Source organism: Stenotrophomonas sp. SMYL86 (genome assembly GCF_036320025.1).
GTDB lineage: Bacteria > Pseudomonadota > Gammaproteobacteria > Xanthomonadales > Xanthomonadaceae > Stenotrophomonas > Stenotrophomonas maltophilia_A.
Genome location: NZ_JAWIRU010000002.1, coordinates 185217 through 201062, shown reverse-complemented (window position 1 = coordinate 201062; position 15846 = coordinate 185217). Strand labels below are relative to the sequence as shown.

The following is a 15846-nucleotide window of genomic DNA, read 5'->3' as shown; positions in this document are numbered from 1 at the left end:
ATATATTTTTTGAGTCAACCTAGCCAGCCACGTCTCCAGGCTGCAGCATGGACCGATGAACAGCCCCAGCCAGCCTTCCTACCAGGAGCTGAAGTTTGAGCACCTTGGCCAAGCCCGGGATCGCGCCTTTCTTGGAGGCAATCCATACCTGCCTCCCGATACTCCCTGGCCTTGCGACGCAAAGGCGAAGCCGATGCTTCATCTTGCGAGCCTGCCTGCACCCTTCGTTCAAACGCATGCCCAGAAGATCGAAATCAGAGCTGATCTCTGCGTGTCGATCTTCACGCCTTATGACGTTCTTGACGATGCCTACATCGAAATCGCTCTACTGACTGGCGGACGTGTCATCGCTTACGCACCCCACGAATCCGGTCCAGACAGCGCAGCGCCCCCTTTTGATCCGCGCCTGATCACCACTGCCACGGCCTCCATCCCGGATGACGCCGCGAACGGAATCGCCAAGATTGGCGGAATTCCCGTCTGGCTTCAGGACGATTGCACCGATGGCCGGGAATTCATCCTCCAGATCAACGGCTCCCGATTGAACCGGGCAGCACCCACGCACCGAGGAATTCTGGTCGGCGGAATGGGGTATCTGTTGCTTGATCGCAACATTCCCTCACCTTCGATGGACTGCGGTCGATTCGTCATCCAGACGACCTGAGCAATCAGTCGAGCACGCCTCGACTCTATATGTCCAACATTCGCCCAAAACAAAACGGGCACCCTTGCGGGCGCCCGTTCTGCGGTGATTCCAGGCCTTGCGGCGTGGGATCAGGCTTCGGCGACGACGACGACCTTGACGGTGGTCTCGACGTCGGCGTGCAGGTGGACCAGCACGTCGTATTCGCCGATGTTGCGGAAGGCGCCTTCGCCCAGGATGACTTCGCTCTTGCTGACCGGCAGGCCGGCAGCGGTGAAGGCATCGGCGATTTCGCGGGCGCCGACCGAGCCGTACAGCTTGCCTTCGGTCGAAGCGTTGGCCGGGATGGTCACGCTCGCGCCTTCCAGCTTGGCCTTGCGGGCGTCAGCGTCGGCGTGGATGGCCTGGGCCTTGGCTTCGTATTCGGCGCGCTTGGCTTCGAACTCGGCCTTGTTGCTCTCGGTGGCCGGAACGGCCTTGCCCTGCGGCACGAGGAAGTTACGGCCGTAGCCCGGCTTCACGTCGACCAGGTCGCCCAGGTTGCCGAGGTTGGTGACTTTCTGCAGGAGGATCAGCTGCATGGTATTGCTCCAGATAAGTTATTCGTTAGCGAGGCGATGCCCCGCAACAAAGGCTGTCCGAATAGCTGGCACAGCAGGGGCGGCACCGGGCCGCCCCGCCGGGCATCAGACGTCGTGGTTGTCGGTGTACGGGATCAGGGCCAGGAAGCGAGCGCGCTTGACGGCGGTCGCCAGCTGACGCTGGTACTTCGACTTGGTACCGGTGACGCGGCTCGGCACGATCTTGCCGTTCTCGGTCAGGTACTGGCGCAGGGTGTTGAGATCCTTGTAGTCGATCTCCTTCACACCTTCAGCCGTGAACTTGCAGAACTTGCGGCGACGGAAGAACTTGGACATGGGAAGGCTCCTTAGGCGGCGGAAGCGGCGTCGTCGCCGGCTTCGTTGTCAGCGGTGGTGGTGGACTCGCCTTCTTCGTCGTCACGACGACGGCGCTCACCGCGCTCCGGCTTGTCACCCTTCTCGTCCTTGCTCTTCATGATCAGCGACTGCTCGGTGTCAGCCTCGTCACGCTTGATGACCAGGTTGCGCAGCACGGCGTCGTTGAAGCGGAAACTTTCGGTCAGTTCGTTCAGAACGGCCTGGTCGGCTTCGATGTTCATCAGCACGTAGTGGGCCTTCACCAGGTTCTGGATCGGGTACGCCAGCTGGCGGCGGCCCCAGTCTTCCAGACGGTGGATGGTGCCGTTGCCGTTCTCGACCAGCGACTTGTAGCGCTCGATCATGGCCGGGACCTGCTCGCTCTGGTCCGGGTGGACCATGAACACGATTTCGTAATGACGACTCATGTTTTTTCTACCTTTCGGATGTGGCCTCGCGGCCGGACAGCCCCCCGCCGTTGAGACCGCGGTGGGGCAAGGATTCCCGCCAAGAAGGCAGGAAGCCGCGCATTATGGCGCAGATGGGGTGGCCGGGCAACCGGCGGGCCACAGGGCAACCTGAACCGGGCTACCCCAGATCCACATGAAGGCGGTGCTGGCCGCATTCCAGGCACTGGAACAGGCAGCCAATCATCTCCCCGTCCCGGCTCAGGTGTTCCAGCACCCAGTCGGCGTCGCGCGGGTTGACCTCGACCACGTCGGGCCGGACCTCGTCGAGGATGGGCTGGAGGTCCTCGCTACCGGCGTAACCGAGGAAGGCGCAGGGCCGCTCACAATGGCTGAGCCAGACCGACTGCTGCCAGGACGAGTAGCCCGGGGTGCGCTCGCAGATCTCCAGCAGCAGCTCGCGGGCGATGGTCGGCGGCGGATCGGCCGGATCCGGGGATACCCCCTCGATGTCGCTCCAGCCGGTGAATTCGCCTTCGTAACTGGCCGCCGCCCTGCCATCGGCGATACACCAGGGGCACAGATACTCCGGACGCAGGCGCGTGTAGAACGGCCCCCGGTAACGAAGCGTCCGCGGCTGTCCGCAGCAGTCGCAGACCCCGTCGACTTCTTCGAAGGAGAGGGCGTAGGCGTTGGGGTGATAGATAAAAGCCGGTCGTTCCATCCGTGGGATCCCTTCCCTGCCGACCAAGGTCGGCATCTACCAGCGCCCGGCCATGCCCGGCGGACGCCAGAACCAGCCCTCAGGCCTTGTCGGCGTCGGTGGTGAAGCTTTCACCGCAGCCACACTCGGCGGTGGCGTTCGGGTTGCTGAACGTGAACGTTTCGCTCAGGCCGTGCTTGCCGAAGTCGATCACGGTGCCGTCCACCAGCGCCAGGCTCTTGGCATCGACATAGATCTTCACGCCGTCCTGATCGAAAACGGTATCGCCCTCGCGCTCGTCGCGGGCCAGGTCGGTGATGTGACCCCAGCCCGAGCAACCGGTCTTGGTCACGCCGAAACGCAGGCCCAGCGCGCCGGGGGTCTGGGCGACAAAGCGCTGCACGCGCTCGAAGGCAATGGGGGTCAGGCTGACGGCCATGGGGCTACTCCATAGGTACGGGGACATTATAAGGAGCCGTTGCCACGAAAAATGCCTCGCAAGCAGAACGCTGCAACCGGTAAACTCCCGTGTTCACAGATCGAGTCGATCAGCAGAGGATTCAAGTCATGACGGTGGTCAGCGTTGAACATGCGCTTGCCGGGAAGATCCCGGAAGGCGGCGAAGTCACGGTACGCGGATGGGTGCGCACGGTGCGCGGTTCAGCGAATCTGGCCTTCGTGAATGTGAGCGACGGCTCCTGCTTCGCGCCGATCCAGGTCGTGGCCGGCGACAGCCTGGCCAACTTCGATGAGATCAAGCGCCTGACCAGCGGCTGCTCGGTCATCGCCACCGGCACCCTGGTGAAGTCGCAGGGCAAGGGCCAGTCATTCGAGATCCAGGCCAGCACGCTGGACGTGGTCGGCTGGGTCGAAGACCCGCTCACCTACCCGATCCAGCCCAAGCCGATGTCGCCGGAGTTCCTGCGCGAAGTGGCGCACCTGCGCCCGCGCACCAACCTGTTCGGCGCGGTCACCCGCATCCGCAACTGCCTGGCCCAGGCCGTGCACCGTTTCTTCCACGAGAACGGCTTCAACTGGATCAGCACCCCGATCATCACCACCTCCGACGCCGAAGGCGCCGGCCAGATGTTCCGCGTGTCCACCCTGGACATGGTGAACCTGCCGCGTGACGAGAAGGGCGCGATCGATTTCAGCCGCGACTTCTTCGGCAAGGAAACCTTCCTAACCGTGTCCGGCCAGCTGAACGTCGAGGCCTACTGCCTGGCGCTGAGCAAGGTCTACACCTTCGGCCCGACCTTCCGCGCCGAGAACAGCCACACCACCCGCCACCTGGCGGAGTTCTGGATGATCGAGCCGGAAATCGCCTTCGCCGACCTGGCCGAAGACGCGCGCCTGGCCGAAGAGTTCCTGAAGTACCTGTTCCGTGCGGTGCTGAACGAGCGTGGCGACGACCTGGCCTTCATCGCCGAGCGCGTGGACAAGAACGCGATCACCAAGCTGGAAGACTTCATCAATGCGCCGTTCGAGCGCATCGACTACACCGATGCGGTCAGCCTGCTGCAGAAGTCCGGCAAGAAGTTCGACTTCCCGGTCGAATGGGGCCTGGACCTGCAGACCGAGCACGAGCGCTGGCTGACCGAAGAACACGTCGGCCGCCCGGTGGTGGTGACCAACTATCCGGAGCACATCAAGGCCTTCTACATGCGCCTGAACGACGACGGCAAGACCGTTGCCGCGATGGACGTGCTGGCCCCGGGCATCGGCGAGATCATCGGCGGCAGCCAGCGCGAAGAGCGCCTGGACGTGCTGGACGCGCGCATGGCCCAGTTCGGCCTGGATCGTGAGCACTACAGCTGGTATCGCGACTTCCGCCGCTATGGTTCGGTGCCGCACGCCGGCTTCGGCCTGGGCTTCGAACGCCTGGTGGTGTACGTCTGCGGGCTGTCCAACATCCGCGATGCGATCCCCTACCCGCGCGCCCCGGGCAGCGCGGACTTCTAAGCCCCACACGACCACGGAGGTACCGCTCCCATGACCCTGTTCTTCGCCCTCTGTTTCGTCGGCGTTGCAGTGGCCGGGTTCAGTGCCTTCGTGATCTTCTGGCCGCTGACCCTGGTGCACGTACGCGATCGCCATCCGGCGCTCGCCGAGCGCTTCGGCAGCGGTGCCTTCCTCAAGCCCGATGCCCTGGCCTGGCTGCTGCGCCGTGACTATCGCCAGCAGCCGGACCGCTCGCTGTCCGGGCTGGCGACGCCGGCCTGGGTATCGCTGCTGACCCTGCTGGCCGGACTGGGCATGGCCGCCCTGCTCTGGCTGGCCTCGCTCTGGTAACACATCCATGAATGACATCACCGCCTCGCGCGACAGCTGGTGGCTGGCCAGCCTCGGCAACACCCTGATCTGGGCGCGCCTGCGCGTGCGCCCGGCCGGCACCGCCGAAGTGCTCGACAGCGATGGCAACACGCTGAGCTATGACAGCGAAGACACCGCGCGTTCGCAGCTGTTCGACGCCGAATTCGTCGAGTACGACGGCCTGGACGAGGAAGACGCGCTGGTGCGCGGCTTCAGCCTGCACGAAGTGCAGCCGCCGCAGGCCGACAGCGATGAGGGCCTGCGCGGCCGCATGATCCAGTCGCTGGGCGGGCGCGCCTGACCCTGCATGTTCACCCCGCGCGCCTTCGCCGAGACCGACCTGCTCTGGCTGGACCGCCTGCTGGCGCGCGACCCGTTCGTTACCGTGCTTACGCCCGGCAGCGATGGCCTGCCGGAGCTGACCCGGATGCCGGTGCTGTACCGGCGTGACGGCGACCAGATCGAACTGCGCGGCCACTGGGCGCGCGCCAACCCGCAGTCGCGCCACCGCGGCGCGGCCAAGGTACTGATCGATGGTCCGCATGGCTACGTCTCGGCCAGCTGGTATCCGGACAAGGAACCCGCTGCGCGGGTACCCACCTGGAACTACGCCGCCGCCGAGCTGCGTGGCCAGCTGCAGACCTTCGACGATACCGAGGCGCTGGCCGAACTGGTCGGCGCGATCAGCGACCGCTTCGAAGCGAGTGTCGGCCAGGCCTGGCAGTTCGATGCCACGCGTGCCGAACATGGCCCGGAGCTGCGCGCCATCGTCGGCTTCCGTTTCCAGGTCGAACAGGTGCAGCTGAAGCTCAAGCTGAGCCAGAACCATCCCGATGCGAACCAGCTCGCGGTGATCACCGAACTGGAACAGCTGGGCACCCCCGCTTCCACCGAGTTGGCGCAGTGGATGCGCTGGCACCGCGAACAGGCCGCCCGCAGCGACTGAACGCCCCAGATTCCCGCGACGACGCAGCCGGACGGCAGCGGCGCGCCCCCACCCGACGCCAGGGACCCATACATGAAAGACATCCACAAACTGCTGCAGAACAACCGCGACTGGGCCGACCGCATCGAGAAGGAAGACCCCGAGTTCTTCCACCAGCTCGCCAAGCAGCAGCACCCCGAATACCTGTGGATCGGCTGTTCCGATTCGCGCGTGCCGGCCAACCAGATCATCGGCATGGCCCCGGGTGAAGTGTTCGTGCACCGCAACGTCGCCAACGTGGTCGCCCACACCGACCTGAACTGCCTGAGCGTGGTGCAGTACGCGGTGGACCAGCTGAAGGTGAAGCACATCCTGATCGTCGGCCACTACGGCTGCGGCGGCGTGCATGCCTGCCTGCACAACACCCGTGTCGGCCTGGCCGACAACTGGCTGCGCCACGTTGGCGACGTGATGCAGAAGCACACCGGCATCCTCGATGCGATCGAGACCGATGAGCTCAAGCACGCGCGCCTGTGCGAACTGAACGTGATCGAGCAGGTGGCCAACCTGTGCCGCTCGACCATCGTGCAGGACGCCTGGGCCCGCGGCCAGAAGCTGATGGTGCACGGCTGGGTCTACAGCCTGAAGGACGGACGCGTGCGCGAGATGGGCATCGACGTCGGTTCGCAGGAAGAGCTGCAGCCCGCCTATGAAAAGGCCCTGTCCTACGTCCCGCGCAAGGGCAAGCGCGACTGATCCCTTACGGATGACCACCATGCTCGCTTCGCCGATCAACCTGCACGCCTGGATCGAAGAAAACCGCCACCTGCTGAAGCCGCCGGTGGGCAACAAGATGATCGACAACGGCGACTTCATCGTGATGGTGGTGGGCGGGCCGAACTCGCGTACCGACTTCCACTACGACGAAGGCCCGGAGTGGTTCTACCAGCTCGAAGGCGAGATGGTGCTGAAGGTGCAGGAAGACGGCGCGGTGCGCGACATTCCGATCCGCGCCGGCGAGATCTTCCTGCTGCCGGCAAAGGTTCCGCACTCGCCGCGGCGCCCGCCCGGTGGTATCGGTCTGGTGGTCGAGCGCAAGCGCCTGCCGCACGAGATGGACGGCGTGATCTGGCACTGCGAGCGCTGCAACCACAAGCTGCACGAAGAGTATTTCCCGCTGCAGAACATCGAAACCGACCTGCCCAAGGTGTTTGCGCGCTATCACGCCAGCCTGGAACTGCGTACCTGCAGCGAGTGCGGGCACGTGGACCCGCTGCCGGCGCCAGCGGCGGGCTGAGCCATCGAACGGTAGTTGCCCACCTTGGTGGGCGCTTGCTTGTACGTGCGCCAACCAAGGTTGGCGACAACCGGGCCATGCGGCACCGGCGTTGGGTTGGCCGCTACCGGGCCATGCCCCAGGCGCTACACTGGCGGTCCCGTTGCAGCCTGTTGCCCGACCATGTCCGACCTGCTCAGCCGCACCCACGCCATTGCCCTGGACGCCGCCGATCCGCTGCGCCCGCTGCGCAATGAATTCCTGATTCCGCGCCATGGCGGCGGCGAGCAGACCTACTTCGTCGGCAACTCGCTGGGCCTGCAGCCGCGTGGCGCGCAGGCGGCCGTGCAGGAAGTGATGAAGCAGTGGGGCGAGCTGGCGGTGGAAGGCCACTTCACCGGCCCGACGCAGTGGCTGTCCTACCACCGCCTGGTGAGCGCGCAGCTGGCCCGCGTGGTCGGTGCGCTGCCCAGCGAGGTGGTTGCAATGAACACGCTGAGCGTGAACCTGCACCTGATGATGGTCAGCTTCTACCGGCCCACGGCCGAGCGCCCGGTGATCCTGATGGAAGCCGGCGCATTCCCGACCGATCGCCACGCGGTGGAAGCACAGATCCGCTTCCATGGTTTCGACCCGGCCGAGTGCCTGGTGGAAGTGCAGCCGGACGAGGCCAACGGCACGATTTCACTGACCGCGATCGAGCATGCCATCGCCGAGCACGGTTCACGCTTGGCGCTGGTGCTGTGGCCCGGCGTGCAGTACCGCACCGGCCAGGCCTTCGACCTCGATGCGATCACCCGCGCCGCACGTCTGCAGGGCGCGCGTATCGGCTTCGACCTGGCACACTCGGTCGGCAACCTGCCGCTGCGCCTGCATGACGTGGCCCCTGATTTCGCCGTGTGGTGCCACTACAAGTACCTCAACAGCGGCCCGGGCGCGGTTGCCGGCGCCTTCGTCCACGAGCGCCATCACCGCGACACCAGCCTGCCGCGCTTTGCCGGCTGGTGGGGCCATGAGGAATCCACCCGCTTCCAGATGGCGCCGCAGTTCACCCCGGCCATCGGTGCCGAAGGCTGGCAGCTGAGCAATCCGCCAATCCTCGGCCTGGCGCCGCTGCGCGCCTCGCTGGACCTGTTCGAGCGCGCCGGCATGGAGGCGCTGCGCAGCAAGTCGCTGGCACTGACCGGCATGCTCGAAGCACTGGTCCGTGCGCGCCTGTCCGGCGTGCTGGACATCATCACCCCGGCCGAGCCGCAGCGCCGTGGCTGCCAGCTGTCATTGCGCGTGATCGGTGGCCGCGAGCGCGGCCGTGCGCTGTTCGAGCATCTGCGCGGCATCGGTGTGCTCGGCGACTGGCGCGAGCCCGACGTGATCCGCATCTCGCCCACCCCGCTCTACAACCGCTACCTGGACGTGCACCACTTCGTCGAGGAAGTGGAAGCCTGGGCCGGCCTCTAAGCCGGCCCCTCCCCTACTGCTGGACAGTTCGTTGATCGCACACGCTTCCCGCTCGTTGAGCATTATCGGTGCCGGCCTTGCCGGGTCCCTGCTGGCCATCCTGCTGTCACGCCAAGGCTGGCGCATCACCTTGTACGAACGCCGCGGCGATCCACGCGTGGCCGACTACGAGAGCGGCCGCTCGATCAACCTGGCGTTGGCCGAGCGTGGGCGCAACGCACTGCGTCAGGCGGGCGTGGAAGACGAGGTGATGGCGCGCGCGGTGATGATGCGCGGGCGCATGGTGCACCCGCGCGAGGGCGAACCGCAGCTGCAGCGCTATGGCCGCGACGACAGCGAAGTGATCTGGTCGATCCACCGCAGCGACCTGAACACCACGCTGCTGGAGCTGGCCGAACAGGCCGGCGCCACCGTGCACTTCCATCGCCGCCTGCACACCGTCGATTTCGATGCGGGTTACGCACGCTTCATCGATGACCGTGACGACAGCCCGCACGACATCCGTTTCGACACCCTGATCGGTGCCGACGGTGCCGGTTCGGCACTGCGTGCGGCGATGAACCGGCGCGCGCCGCTGGGTGAGGACATCGCCTTCCTCGACCACTCCTACAAGGAGCTGGAGATCCCGCCGGCTGCCGATGGCAGCTTCCGCATCGAGCGCAATGCACTGCACATCTGGCCGCGCGGCCACTACATGTGCATCGCCCTGCCCAACCATGAAGGCACCTTCACCGTCACGCTGTTCCTGCCCAACCAGGGCGACCCCAGCTTCGCCACGGTCAACACCGGCGCACAGGCCGAGGCGCTGTTCGCGCGCGAGTTCGCCGACACCCTGCCGTTGATCCCGAACCTGCGCGCGGACTGGGAGCAGCATCCTCCGGGCCTGCTTGGCACGCTCACTCTGGAACGCTGGTACCAGCAGGGCCGCGCCGTGCTGATCGGCGACGCCGCGCATGCGATGGTGCCGTTCCATGGCCAGGGTATGAACTGCGCGTTCGAGGACTGCGTTGCGCTGGCCCGTCACCTGATGGAGGCCGATGATCTGGAAGGCGCGTTCGCCGCGTTCGAAGCCGAGCGCAAGCCAAATGCGCGCGCAATCCAGCAGATGGCGCTGGAGAACTACCTGGAGATGCGCGACCGCGTGGCCGATCCCGCCTTCCTGCTGCAGCGCGAGCTGGAACAGGAACTGCAGCGGCGCTGGCCGACCCGTTTCGTACCGCACTACACGATGGTCACCTTCCTGCACACGCCGTACGCCGAAGCGCTGCGCCGCACTGATCTCCAGCGCGAGATGCTGGTGGCGGCCACCGCAGGTCACGATTCACTGGACAACATCGACTGGGCCGCACTGGAAGCACAGATCCACGCCCAGCTGCCGGTCCTGGAGGGCGCACACTGATGGCTGACAGCTTCCTGTTCTACGACCTGGAAACCTTCGGGCAGGACCCGCGGCGCACGCGCATCTCGCAGTACGCCGCGATCCGTACCGACACCGACCTCAACGAGATCGACACCCCGGTCAGCTTCTTCGTGCGCCCGGCCGATGACCTGCTGCCCTCGCCGATGGCCACCCTGGTCACCGGCATCACCCCGCAGCAGGCACTGGCCGAGGGCATCAGCGAGGCCGAGGCCTTCGATCGCATCAACGAGCAGCTGTCGCGCCCCGGCACCTGTGCGCTGGGCTACAACACGCTGCGCTTCGACGATGAGTTCGTACGCTACGGGCTGTTCCGCAACTTCCACGATCCATACGAACGCGAGTGGCGCAACGGCAATTCGCGCTGGGACCTGCTGGACATGCTGCGGCTGATGCGCGCGATGCGCCCGGATGGCATCCAGTGGCCGTTGCGCGAGGATGGCGCCACCTCGTTCAAGCTCGAACACCTGGCCGAAGCCAACAACGTGCGCGAAGGCGATGCGCACGAAGCGCTGTCCGACGTGCGCGCCACCATCGGCATGGCGCGGCTGTTCAAGCAGTCGCAGCCACGCCTGTGGGACTACGCACTGAAGCTGCGTGACAAGCGCTTCGTCGGCAGCCTGCTGGACGTGGCCGCGATGAAGCCGGTACTGCACATTTCCATGCGCTACCCGGCCAGTCGCCTGTGCGCGGCCCCGGTGCTGCCGCTGGCCGCGCACCCGACCATCAACAACCGGGTGATCGTGTTCGACCTGGATGGCGAGATCAACGACCTGCTGGAACTGCCGGCCGAGGTGATCGCGCAGCGCCTGTACATGCGCGCCAGTGAACTGCCCGAAGGCGTGGCGCGGGTGCCGCTGAAGGAAGTGCACCTGAACAAGGTGCCCGCGCTGATCGCCTGGAACCACCTGCGCGCCGATGACCACGCGCGCCTCGGCCTGGACGTGGCCGCGATCGAGGCCAAGGTGGAACGCCTGCGCGCGTTCGCCCCGCAGCTGGCCGAGAAGGCCCGGCAGGTCTACAACCAGCCCCGCGCCGCCACCGTGGCCGATGTCGATGCCTCGCTCTACGACGGCTTCCTCGGCAATGGCGACAAGCCGCTGCTTGCGCTGGCACGCACCACCGCGCCGGAGCAGCTGACCGCGCTGGAAGGCCGCTTCCGCGACCCGCGCCTGCCGGAGCTGCTGTTCCGCTACCGCGCGCGCAATCATCCCGACAGCCTCGCGCCGGCTGAACGCCAGCGCTGGCAGGATTACCGCCGCCAGCGCCTGCTCGGAGACGGCGGGCTGGGCGAACTCAACCTGCCCCAGTACCAGCAGCAGCTCGATGCACTGGCCGCTGAAGCGCCCGACGATGCACGGCGCCAGGCCCTGCTGCAATCGCTGCGCGACTGGGGCCAGCACCTGCAGGAGACCTTGTGAGTACCTATTTCTCGGACGCCAGCTTCAAGTTCCTGCGCAGCCTGGCGCGGCATAACGACAAGGCGTGGTTCAACGACCACCGCCAGCAGTATGAAGACCACGTGCGGCAGCCATTCCTGCGCCTGCTGGGTGACCTGCAGCCGGCGCTGGCCGAGGTCAGCGACCACTTCCGCGCCGATACCCGCGGCGTCGGCGGCTCGCTGTTCCGCATCCATCGCGACGCGCGCTTCTCCAACGACAAATCCCCGTACAAGACCTGGCAGGGTGCACGCCTGTTCCACGAACGCCGCCGCGAGGTGGCCGCGCCTTCGTTCTACGTGCACCTGCAGCCGGGCGAGAGCTTCGTCGGTGCCGGCCTGTGGCATCCGGAACCGGAGACCCAGCGCCGCGTGCGCCATTTCATCCTCGACAACCCCGGCAGCTGGAAGGCCGCCGCGCATGCACCGGCCCTGCGCAAACGCTTCGACTTCGAGGAGAGCGAAAAGCTGGTGCGGCCGCCGCGCGGCTTCCCGGCCGACTTCGAATTCATCGACGACCTCAAGCACCGCAACTGGGTGATGTGGCGCTCGCTGGACGACGCCACCATGACCGGCCCGCGCCTGCTGTCCACGCTGGGCAAGGACCTGGCCGCGCTCGGCCCGTTCGTCGACTACCTGTGCGCGGCGCTGGACCTGGAATTCTGATGCCGTTGGCACAGCAACGCCGCACGCTGGGCCGCACCGGCCTGGCGGTTTCGCCGGTGGGCCTGGGCTGCTCCGGCTTCTGGGGGCATCGCCGCTTCCCGGAACAGTCGGCCGCGCACGTGGTCGAGCAGGCACTGGCACAGGGCGTGAACCTGTTGGACACCGGACACAACTATTCCGGTTTCCACGCCGAGCCGCGGCTGGGCCGCATCCTGCGCCCGTTGCTGAAGCGATACCCGCGCGAGTCGCTGGTGATTTCCAGCAAGGGCGGCACACTGACCGGCCAGGCCGGCGTCAGCGGCGCCGAGCAACGCAATTTCTCGCCGGCAGCCATCACTGCCAGCTGCGAGGCCTCGCTGCGCAACCTCGGCCTGGATTACCTGGATATCTACCAGCTGCACGGTGCCAGCCAGCACGACATCAACGATGACCTGCTGGCCGCGCTGCAACGCCTGCGCGAACGCGGGCTGATCCGGCACACCGGCATCAATACGCACACGGCATCGACCCTGCGCTGGATGATCGACCATCCCACGCTGTTCGACGTGGTGCTGCTCGATTACAACGCCCTGCAGCAGGACCGTGAACCCCTCATCGACCAGTTGCACGCGGTGGGCATCGGCGTACTGGCCGGCACCGTGCTGGCGCAGGGCCATCTGCTGCCACCACGCCCGCGCCTGCCACGACCGGCGGATGCCTGGTACCTGGCCAGGGCCTGGCTCAAACCGAGCAGCCGTCAACTGATGCGCAGCGCACGCAACATGCGGAAGGCACTCGCCGCCATCCGCAGCCAGCGCCCGGCCCAGACCGCGTTTGCCTACGCCCTGGGCCATCCCGGCGTGGCCAGTGGCATCCTGGGCACCACCCGCACCGGCAGCCTGGACGAAGTACTGGCGACGCGGCTTGAGGCACTGACCGCAGCCGAACGCCAGCAGCTGGTGGACGCCTTCGGTGATGGCCGCGGATCTCCCAGTCATTGAGTCTTCACCCCATGCTGCTGCGGTTGCGGCAGTCTGGGCGGCATGAAGAAACTCACCGCACTCGTTGGGCTGCTGGTCCTGGCCTTGGCCGCCTGGTGGTTCGGCGGCCCGTACATGACCGTCAATGGCCTGTCCAAGGCCATTGAGCAACGCGACACCGCGCGCCTGGAGCGTTACGTCGATTTCCCGCGCGTGCGCAGCAGCCTGCGCGCGCAGCTCAATGACTATCTGGTGCGCCAGGCCGGCCCGGATGTGGCGGCCAGCCCGTTCGGTGCCCTGCTGTACGGGCTGGGCGACCAGCTTGGTGGTGCCGCGGTGGACACCATGGTGACCCCGACCGGGATCGGCGCGATGCTGCAGGGTCACGTGCTGTGGAAGCGCGGCCGCAATGAACTGCAGGGCGGCGATGCCTTCGGCGCGACCGAACCCGCACGGCCGCTGAAGCATGCCGAACATCATTTCGAAGCGCTGGACCGCTTCGTGATCGATGTCGATCGCGGCCCCGGCCAGCCGCCGATGAAGGTGGTGCTGGAACCGCAGGGCCTGCGCTGGAAGGTGGTGGACCTGCAGCTGGGGATGTCGGGCAGCCCGTGACCGGACCCGTGGCCTGACGGCAATGCCAACCAAGGTTGGCGACTACCGGGGCATGGCGCTCTGGTAGATGCCCACCTTGGTGGGCATGGATCCAATACGGCGCCAACCAAGGTTGGCGACTACCGGGGTACAGCGCTCTGGTAGATGCCCACCTTGGTGGGCATGCATCCAGGACAGCGCCAACCAAGGTTGGCAACTACCAGACCCTATCCTTCGTTGGCAACGCCGTGCGGTACGTGGCCGGCGGCTACATGCTCTCGGGCGCTGTCGATGTTGTGCTGCGAATCATCGAAGAAGATGTCGGCGCCGAACGCCTGCAGGAACGGGCCCTTGTGGCGGCCACCGAGGAACAGCGCTTCGTCCAGGCGCACACCCCACTCACGCAGGGTGCGGATCACCCGTTCGTGCGCAGGTGCCGAACGCGCGGTCACCAGTGCGGTGCGGATCGGTGCACTGTCTCCGGCCGGGAACACTTCCTGCAGCGTGTGCAGCGCCGACAGGAAGCCACGGAACGGCCCGCCGCTGAGCGGCTCTCGGGCGCGCTCGCGTTCGTGGCGGCCAAAGGCTTCCACGCCCTGCTCGCGCGAAATGCGCTCACTCTCGTCGCCGAAGATCACCGCGTCACCGTCGAAGGCGATGCGCAGCTGACCGGCCGGGCGACCGGTATCGATCTGGTCGGCCGCCGCGGCGGCGGTTTCGCCAGGCGGCTTGGGCAGGATGGTCGCCGCCGCGATGCCATGACGCAGCGCGCTGCGCACCGATTCCGGGTTGGCCGACAGGAACAAGTCGGTGCCGAACGGCTTCACGTACGGCCAAGTCGGCTCGCCGGCGGTGAACGTCGCGCGGATGATGCCCAGGCCGTAGTGCTGGATCGAATTGAAGATGCGCAGGCCGGTATCGGCCGAATTGCGCGACAGCAGGATCACCTCGACCCGCGGGTTCTCCGGGCTGGCGCCCTGATTCAGCGCCAGCAACTTGCGCACCACCGGGAAGGCCACGCCGGGCCCGAGGATATCGTCCTCGTGCTGGCGCTGGAATTCGGCATAGGCCGCCACGCCATCGCTCTCGAACAGCGCATGGCTTTCCTCGAGGTCGAACAGGGCGCGCGAGGTCACCGCGACGGTCAGCAAACGGGGGGAGTTGTCGCCCATCGGTGGGGGTCCTTCAAGCGGTCGGCGGGGCCGGCCGCCCATTGTCGTCAAAAAACGAACTGTTCGCTCAGGATCCGGTCTTCCAGGTTGTGCTCCGGGTCGAACAGCAGGGTCACGCGGCGGTCCTTCGACTCGCGGATGGTCACCTCGACCACGTCGCGGGTCTCGTGCGAATCCGCTGTAACGCTGACCGGGCGCTTGTACGGATCAAGCACGCGGAAACGCACCTCGGTGTCGGCCTTGAGGATCGCCCCGCGCCAGCGTCGCGGCCGGTAAGGGGCCAGCGGCGTCAGCGCGATGGTATGCGAGCCCAGCGGCAGCACCGGTCCGTGCGCGGAATAGTTGTAGGCGGTACTGCCTGCCGGGGTGGCCACCAGCACGCCGTCTCCGATCAGTTCGGCCACACGTTCCTGGCCGTTGAGGTCGATGCCGATATGCGCCGCCTGCCGGGTCTGGCGCAGCAGCGACACATCGTTGTAGGCCAGCGAACCGGTACTGGTGCCCGACTCGGTCAGCGCCACCATTTCCAGCGGGCGCAGGTTGGCCGGTTCGGCACGGGCGATGCGGGCCTGCACGTCATCGTCGCCACGATACTGGTTCATCAGGAAGCCGACGGTGCCCAGCTTCATGCCGAACACCGGCTTGCCCAGGTGCCCGTGCCGATGCAGGGTCTGCAGCATGAAACCGTCGCCGCCCAGCGGGCACAGCACGTCCGCCTGCTCCGGCGCGTGATCGCCATAGCGCGAGACCATCGCGGCGCGGGCCATCTGCGCGGGCTCGGTGGTGCTGGCCAGGAAAGCGATGCGGGGGGTGTCGCTCATCGGTGGATCCGGGTGGGTGTGCCAGCAAGAGCATACCCGGTAGTGGGGGGGGGGGGGGGGGCGCCCCCCGGGGGGGGGGGGGGGCCGGGGGGGGGGGGGGGGCCGCCGGCCCCGGC

20 protein-coding genes are annotated in these 15846 nt (G+C 66.6%); 13 read left to right on the top strand and 7 right to left on the bottom strand.

Features of this window, described 5'->3' with window-relative positions:
• Positions 1 to 55: 55 nt before the first annotated feature.
• Positions 56 to 664, top strand: a complete 609-nt coding sequence (locus tag V3B64_RS03510) for a DUF1963 domain-containing protein (protein WP_329893692.1) — start codon at positions 56 to 58, stop codon at positions 662 to 664.
• Positions 665 to 774: 110 nt separating this feature from the next.
• Here V3B64_RS03510 and rplI read toward each other — a convergent pair whose 3' ends face one another.
• The 5 genes from rplI to V3B64_RS03485 all read right to left on the bottom strand — a co-directional run bounded on the left by rplI (position 775) and on the right by V3B64_RS03485 (position 3130).
• Positions 775 to 1224 carry a 50S ribosomal protein L9 gene (rplI, locus tag V3B64_RS03505; RefSeq protein WP_014037734.1) on the bottom strand — a complete coding sequence of 150 codons (450 nt, stop codon included), beginning with the start codon at positions 1222 to 1224 and terminating at the stop codon, positions 775 to 777.
• Between the two features lie 105 nt (positions 1225 to 1329).
• Entirely contained in the window at positions 1330 to 1560 is a 231-nt protein-coding gene (gene rpsR, locus V3B64_RS03500; RefSeq protein ID WP_002804494.1) for a 30S ribosomal protein S18, read from the bottom strand.
• A gap of 11 nt (positions 1561 to 1571) precedes the next feature.
• On the bottom strand, positions 1572 to 2009 hold the full coding sequence (rpsF, locus tag V3B64_RS03495) for a 30S ribosomal protein S6 (protein ID WP_006452997.1): 438 nt from the start codon (positions 2007 to 2009) through the stop codon (positions 1572 to 1574).
• 160 nt (positions 2010 to 2169) lie between these two features.
• A complete protein-coding gene (locus V3B64_RS03490) occupies positions 2170 to 2712 on the bottom strand; it encodes a CbrC family protein (RefSeq protein ID WP_329913622.1) in 543 nt (180 codons plus the stop codon).
• 79 nt (positions 2713 to 2791) lie between these two features.
• The gene (locus tag V3B64_RS03485; protein WP_006376495.1) at positions 2792 to 3130 is read right to left on the bottom strand and encodes an iron-sulfur cluster assembly accessory protein; all 339 of its coding nucleotides are present in this window, start codon (positions 3128 to 3130) and stop codon (positions 2792 to 2794) included.
• A 128-nt stretch (positions 3131 to 3258) separates the two neighbouring features.
• Between V3B64_RS03485 and asnS the strand changes: the two genes are divergently transcribed.
• The 12 genes from asnS (at position 3259) to V3B64_RS03425 (ending at position 13758) form a co-directional block, all read left to right on the top strand.
• The gene (gene asnS / locus V3B64_RS03480) at positions 3259 to 4653 is read left to right on the top strand and encodes an asparagine--tRNA ligase (protein WP_110712809.1); all 1395 of its coding nucleotides are present in this window, start codon (positions 3259 to 3261) and stop codon (positions 4651 to 4653) included.
• Between the two features lie 30 nt (positions 4654 to 4683).
• Positions 4684 to 4983, top strand: a complete 300-nt coding sequence (locus tag V3B64_RS03475; protein ID WP_005417403.1) for a hypothetical protein — start codon at positions 4684 to 4686, stop codon at positions 4981 to 4983.
• Positions 4984 to 4990: 7 nt separating this feature from the next.
• Positions 4991 to 5305, top strand: a complete 315-nt coding sequence (locus tag V3B64_RS03470) for a hypothetical protein (RefSeq protein WP_006453002.1) — start codon at positions 4991 to 4993, stop codon at positions 5303 to 5305.
• 6 nt (positions 5306 to 5311) lie between these two features.
• Positions 5312 to 5950 carry an FMN-binding negative transcriptional regulator gene (locus V3B64_RS03465; RefSeq protein WP_121505186.1) on the top strand — a complete coding sequence of 213 codons (639 nt, stop codon included), beginning with the start codon at positions 5312 to 5314 and terminating at the stop codon, positions 5948 to 5950.
• 72 nt (positions 5951 to 6022) lie between these two features.
• A complete protein-coding gene (gene can, locus V3B64_RS03460) occupies positions 6023 to 6685 on the top strand; it encodes a carbonate dehydratase (protein WP_014037740.1) in 663 nt (220 codons plus the stop codon).
• A 19-nt stretch (positions 6686 to 6704) separates the two neighbouring features.
• A complete protein-coding gene (locus tag V3B64_RS03455) occupies positions 6705 to 7226 on the top strand; it encodes a 3-hydroxyanthranilate 3,4-dioxygenase (RefSeq protein WP_049422134.1) in 522 nt (173 codons plus the stop codon).
• A gap of 162 nt (positions 7227 to 7388) precedes the next feature.
• Positions 7389 to 8663: a kynureninase gene (kynU, locus tag V3B64_RS03450; protein ID WP_032127677.1), complete on the top strand. Its 1275-nt coding sequence runs from the start codon at positions 7389 to 7391 to the stop codon at positions 8661 to 8663.
• Between the two features lie 31 nt (positions 8664 to 8694).
• Positions 8695 to 10062: an NAD(P)/FAD-dependent oxidoreductase gene (locus V3B64_RS03445; protein ID WP_329913621.1), complete on the top strand. Its 1368-nt coding sequence runs from the start codon at positions 8695 to 8697 to the stop codon at positions 10060 to 10062.
• Positions 10062 to 11501: an exodeoxyribonuclease I gene (sbcB, locus tag V3B64_RS03440; protein WP_329913620.1), complete on the top strand. Its 1440-nt coding sequence runs from the start codon at positions 10062 to 10064 to the stop codon at positions 11499 to 11501. The genes V3B64_RS03445 and sbcB overlap by 1 nt, the downstream gene beginning before the upstream one ends.
• Entirely contained in the window at positions 11498 to 12184 is a 687-nt protein-coding gene (locus V3B64_RS03435; RefSeq protein WP_032127674.1) for a DUF2461 domain-containing protein, read from the top strand. The genes sbcB and V3B64_RS03435 overlap by 4 nt, the downstream gene beginning before the upstream one ends.
• The gene (locus tag V3B64_RS03430) at positions 12184 to 13164 is read left to right on the top strand and encodes an aldo/keto reductase (RefSeq protein ID WP_329893695.1); all 981 of its coding nucleotides are present in this window, start codon (positions 12184 to 12186) and stop codon (positions 13162 to 13164) included. The genes V3B64_RS03435 and V3B64_RS03430 overlap by 1 nt, the downstream gene beginning before the upstream one ends.
• 42 nt (positions 13165 to 13206) lie before the next feature.
• On the top strand, positions 13207 to 13758 hold the full coding sequence (locus V3B64_RS03425) for a DUF2939 domain-containing protein (RefSeq protein WP_071227460.1): 552 nt from the start codon (positions 13207 to 13209) through the stop codon (positions 13756 to 13758).
• 206 nt (positions 13759 to 13964) lie between these two features.
• Here the strand turns inward: V3B64_RS03425 and V3B64_RS03420 are convergent, their stop codons facing one another.
• Positions 13965 to 14909 carry a 5'-nucleotidase gene (locus tag V3B64_RS03420; protein ID WP_005417414.1) on the bottom strand — a complete coding sequence of 315 codons (945 nt, stop codon included), beginning with the start codon at positions 14907 to 14909 and terminating at the stop codon, positions 13965 to 13967.
• A gap of 47 nt (positions 14910 to 14956) precedes the next feature.
• Entirely contained in the window at positions 14957 to 15730 is a 774-nt protein-coding gene (locus V3B64_RS03415) for an NAD kinase (RefSeq protein WP_006376667.1), read from the bottom strand.
• Between the last annotated feature and the right edge of the window lie 116 nt (positions 15731 to 15846).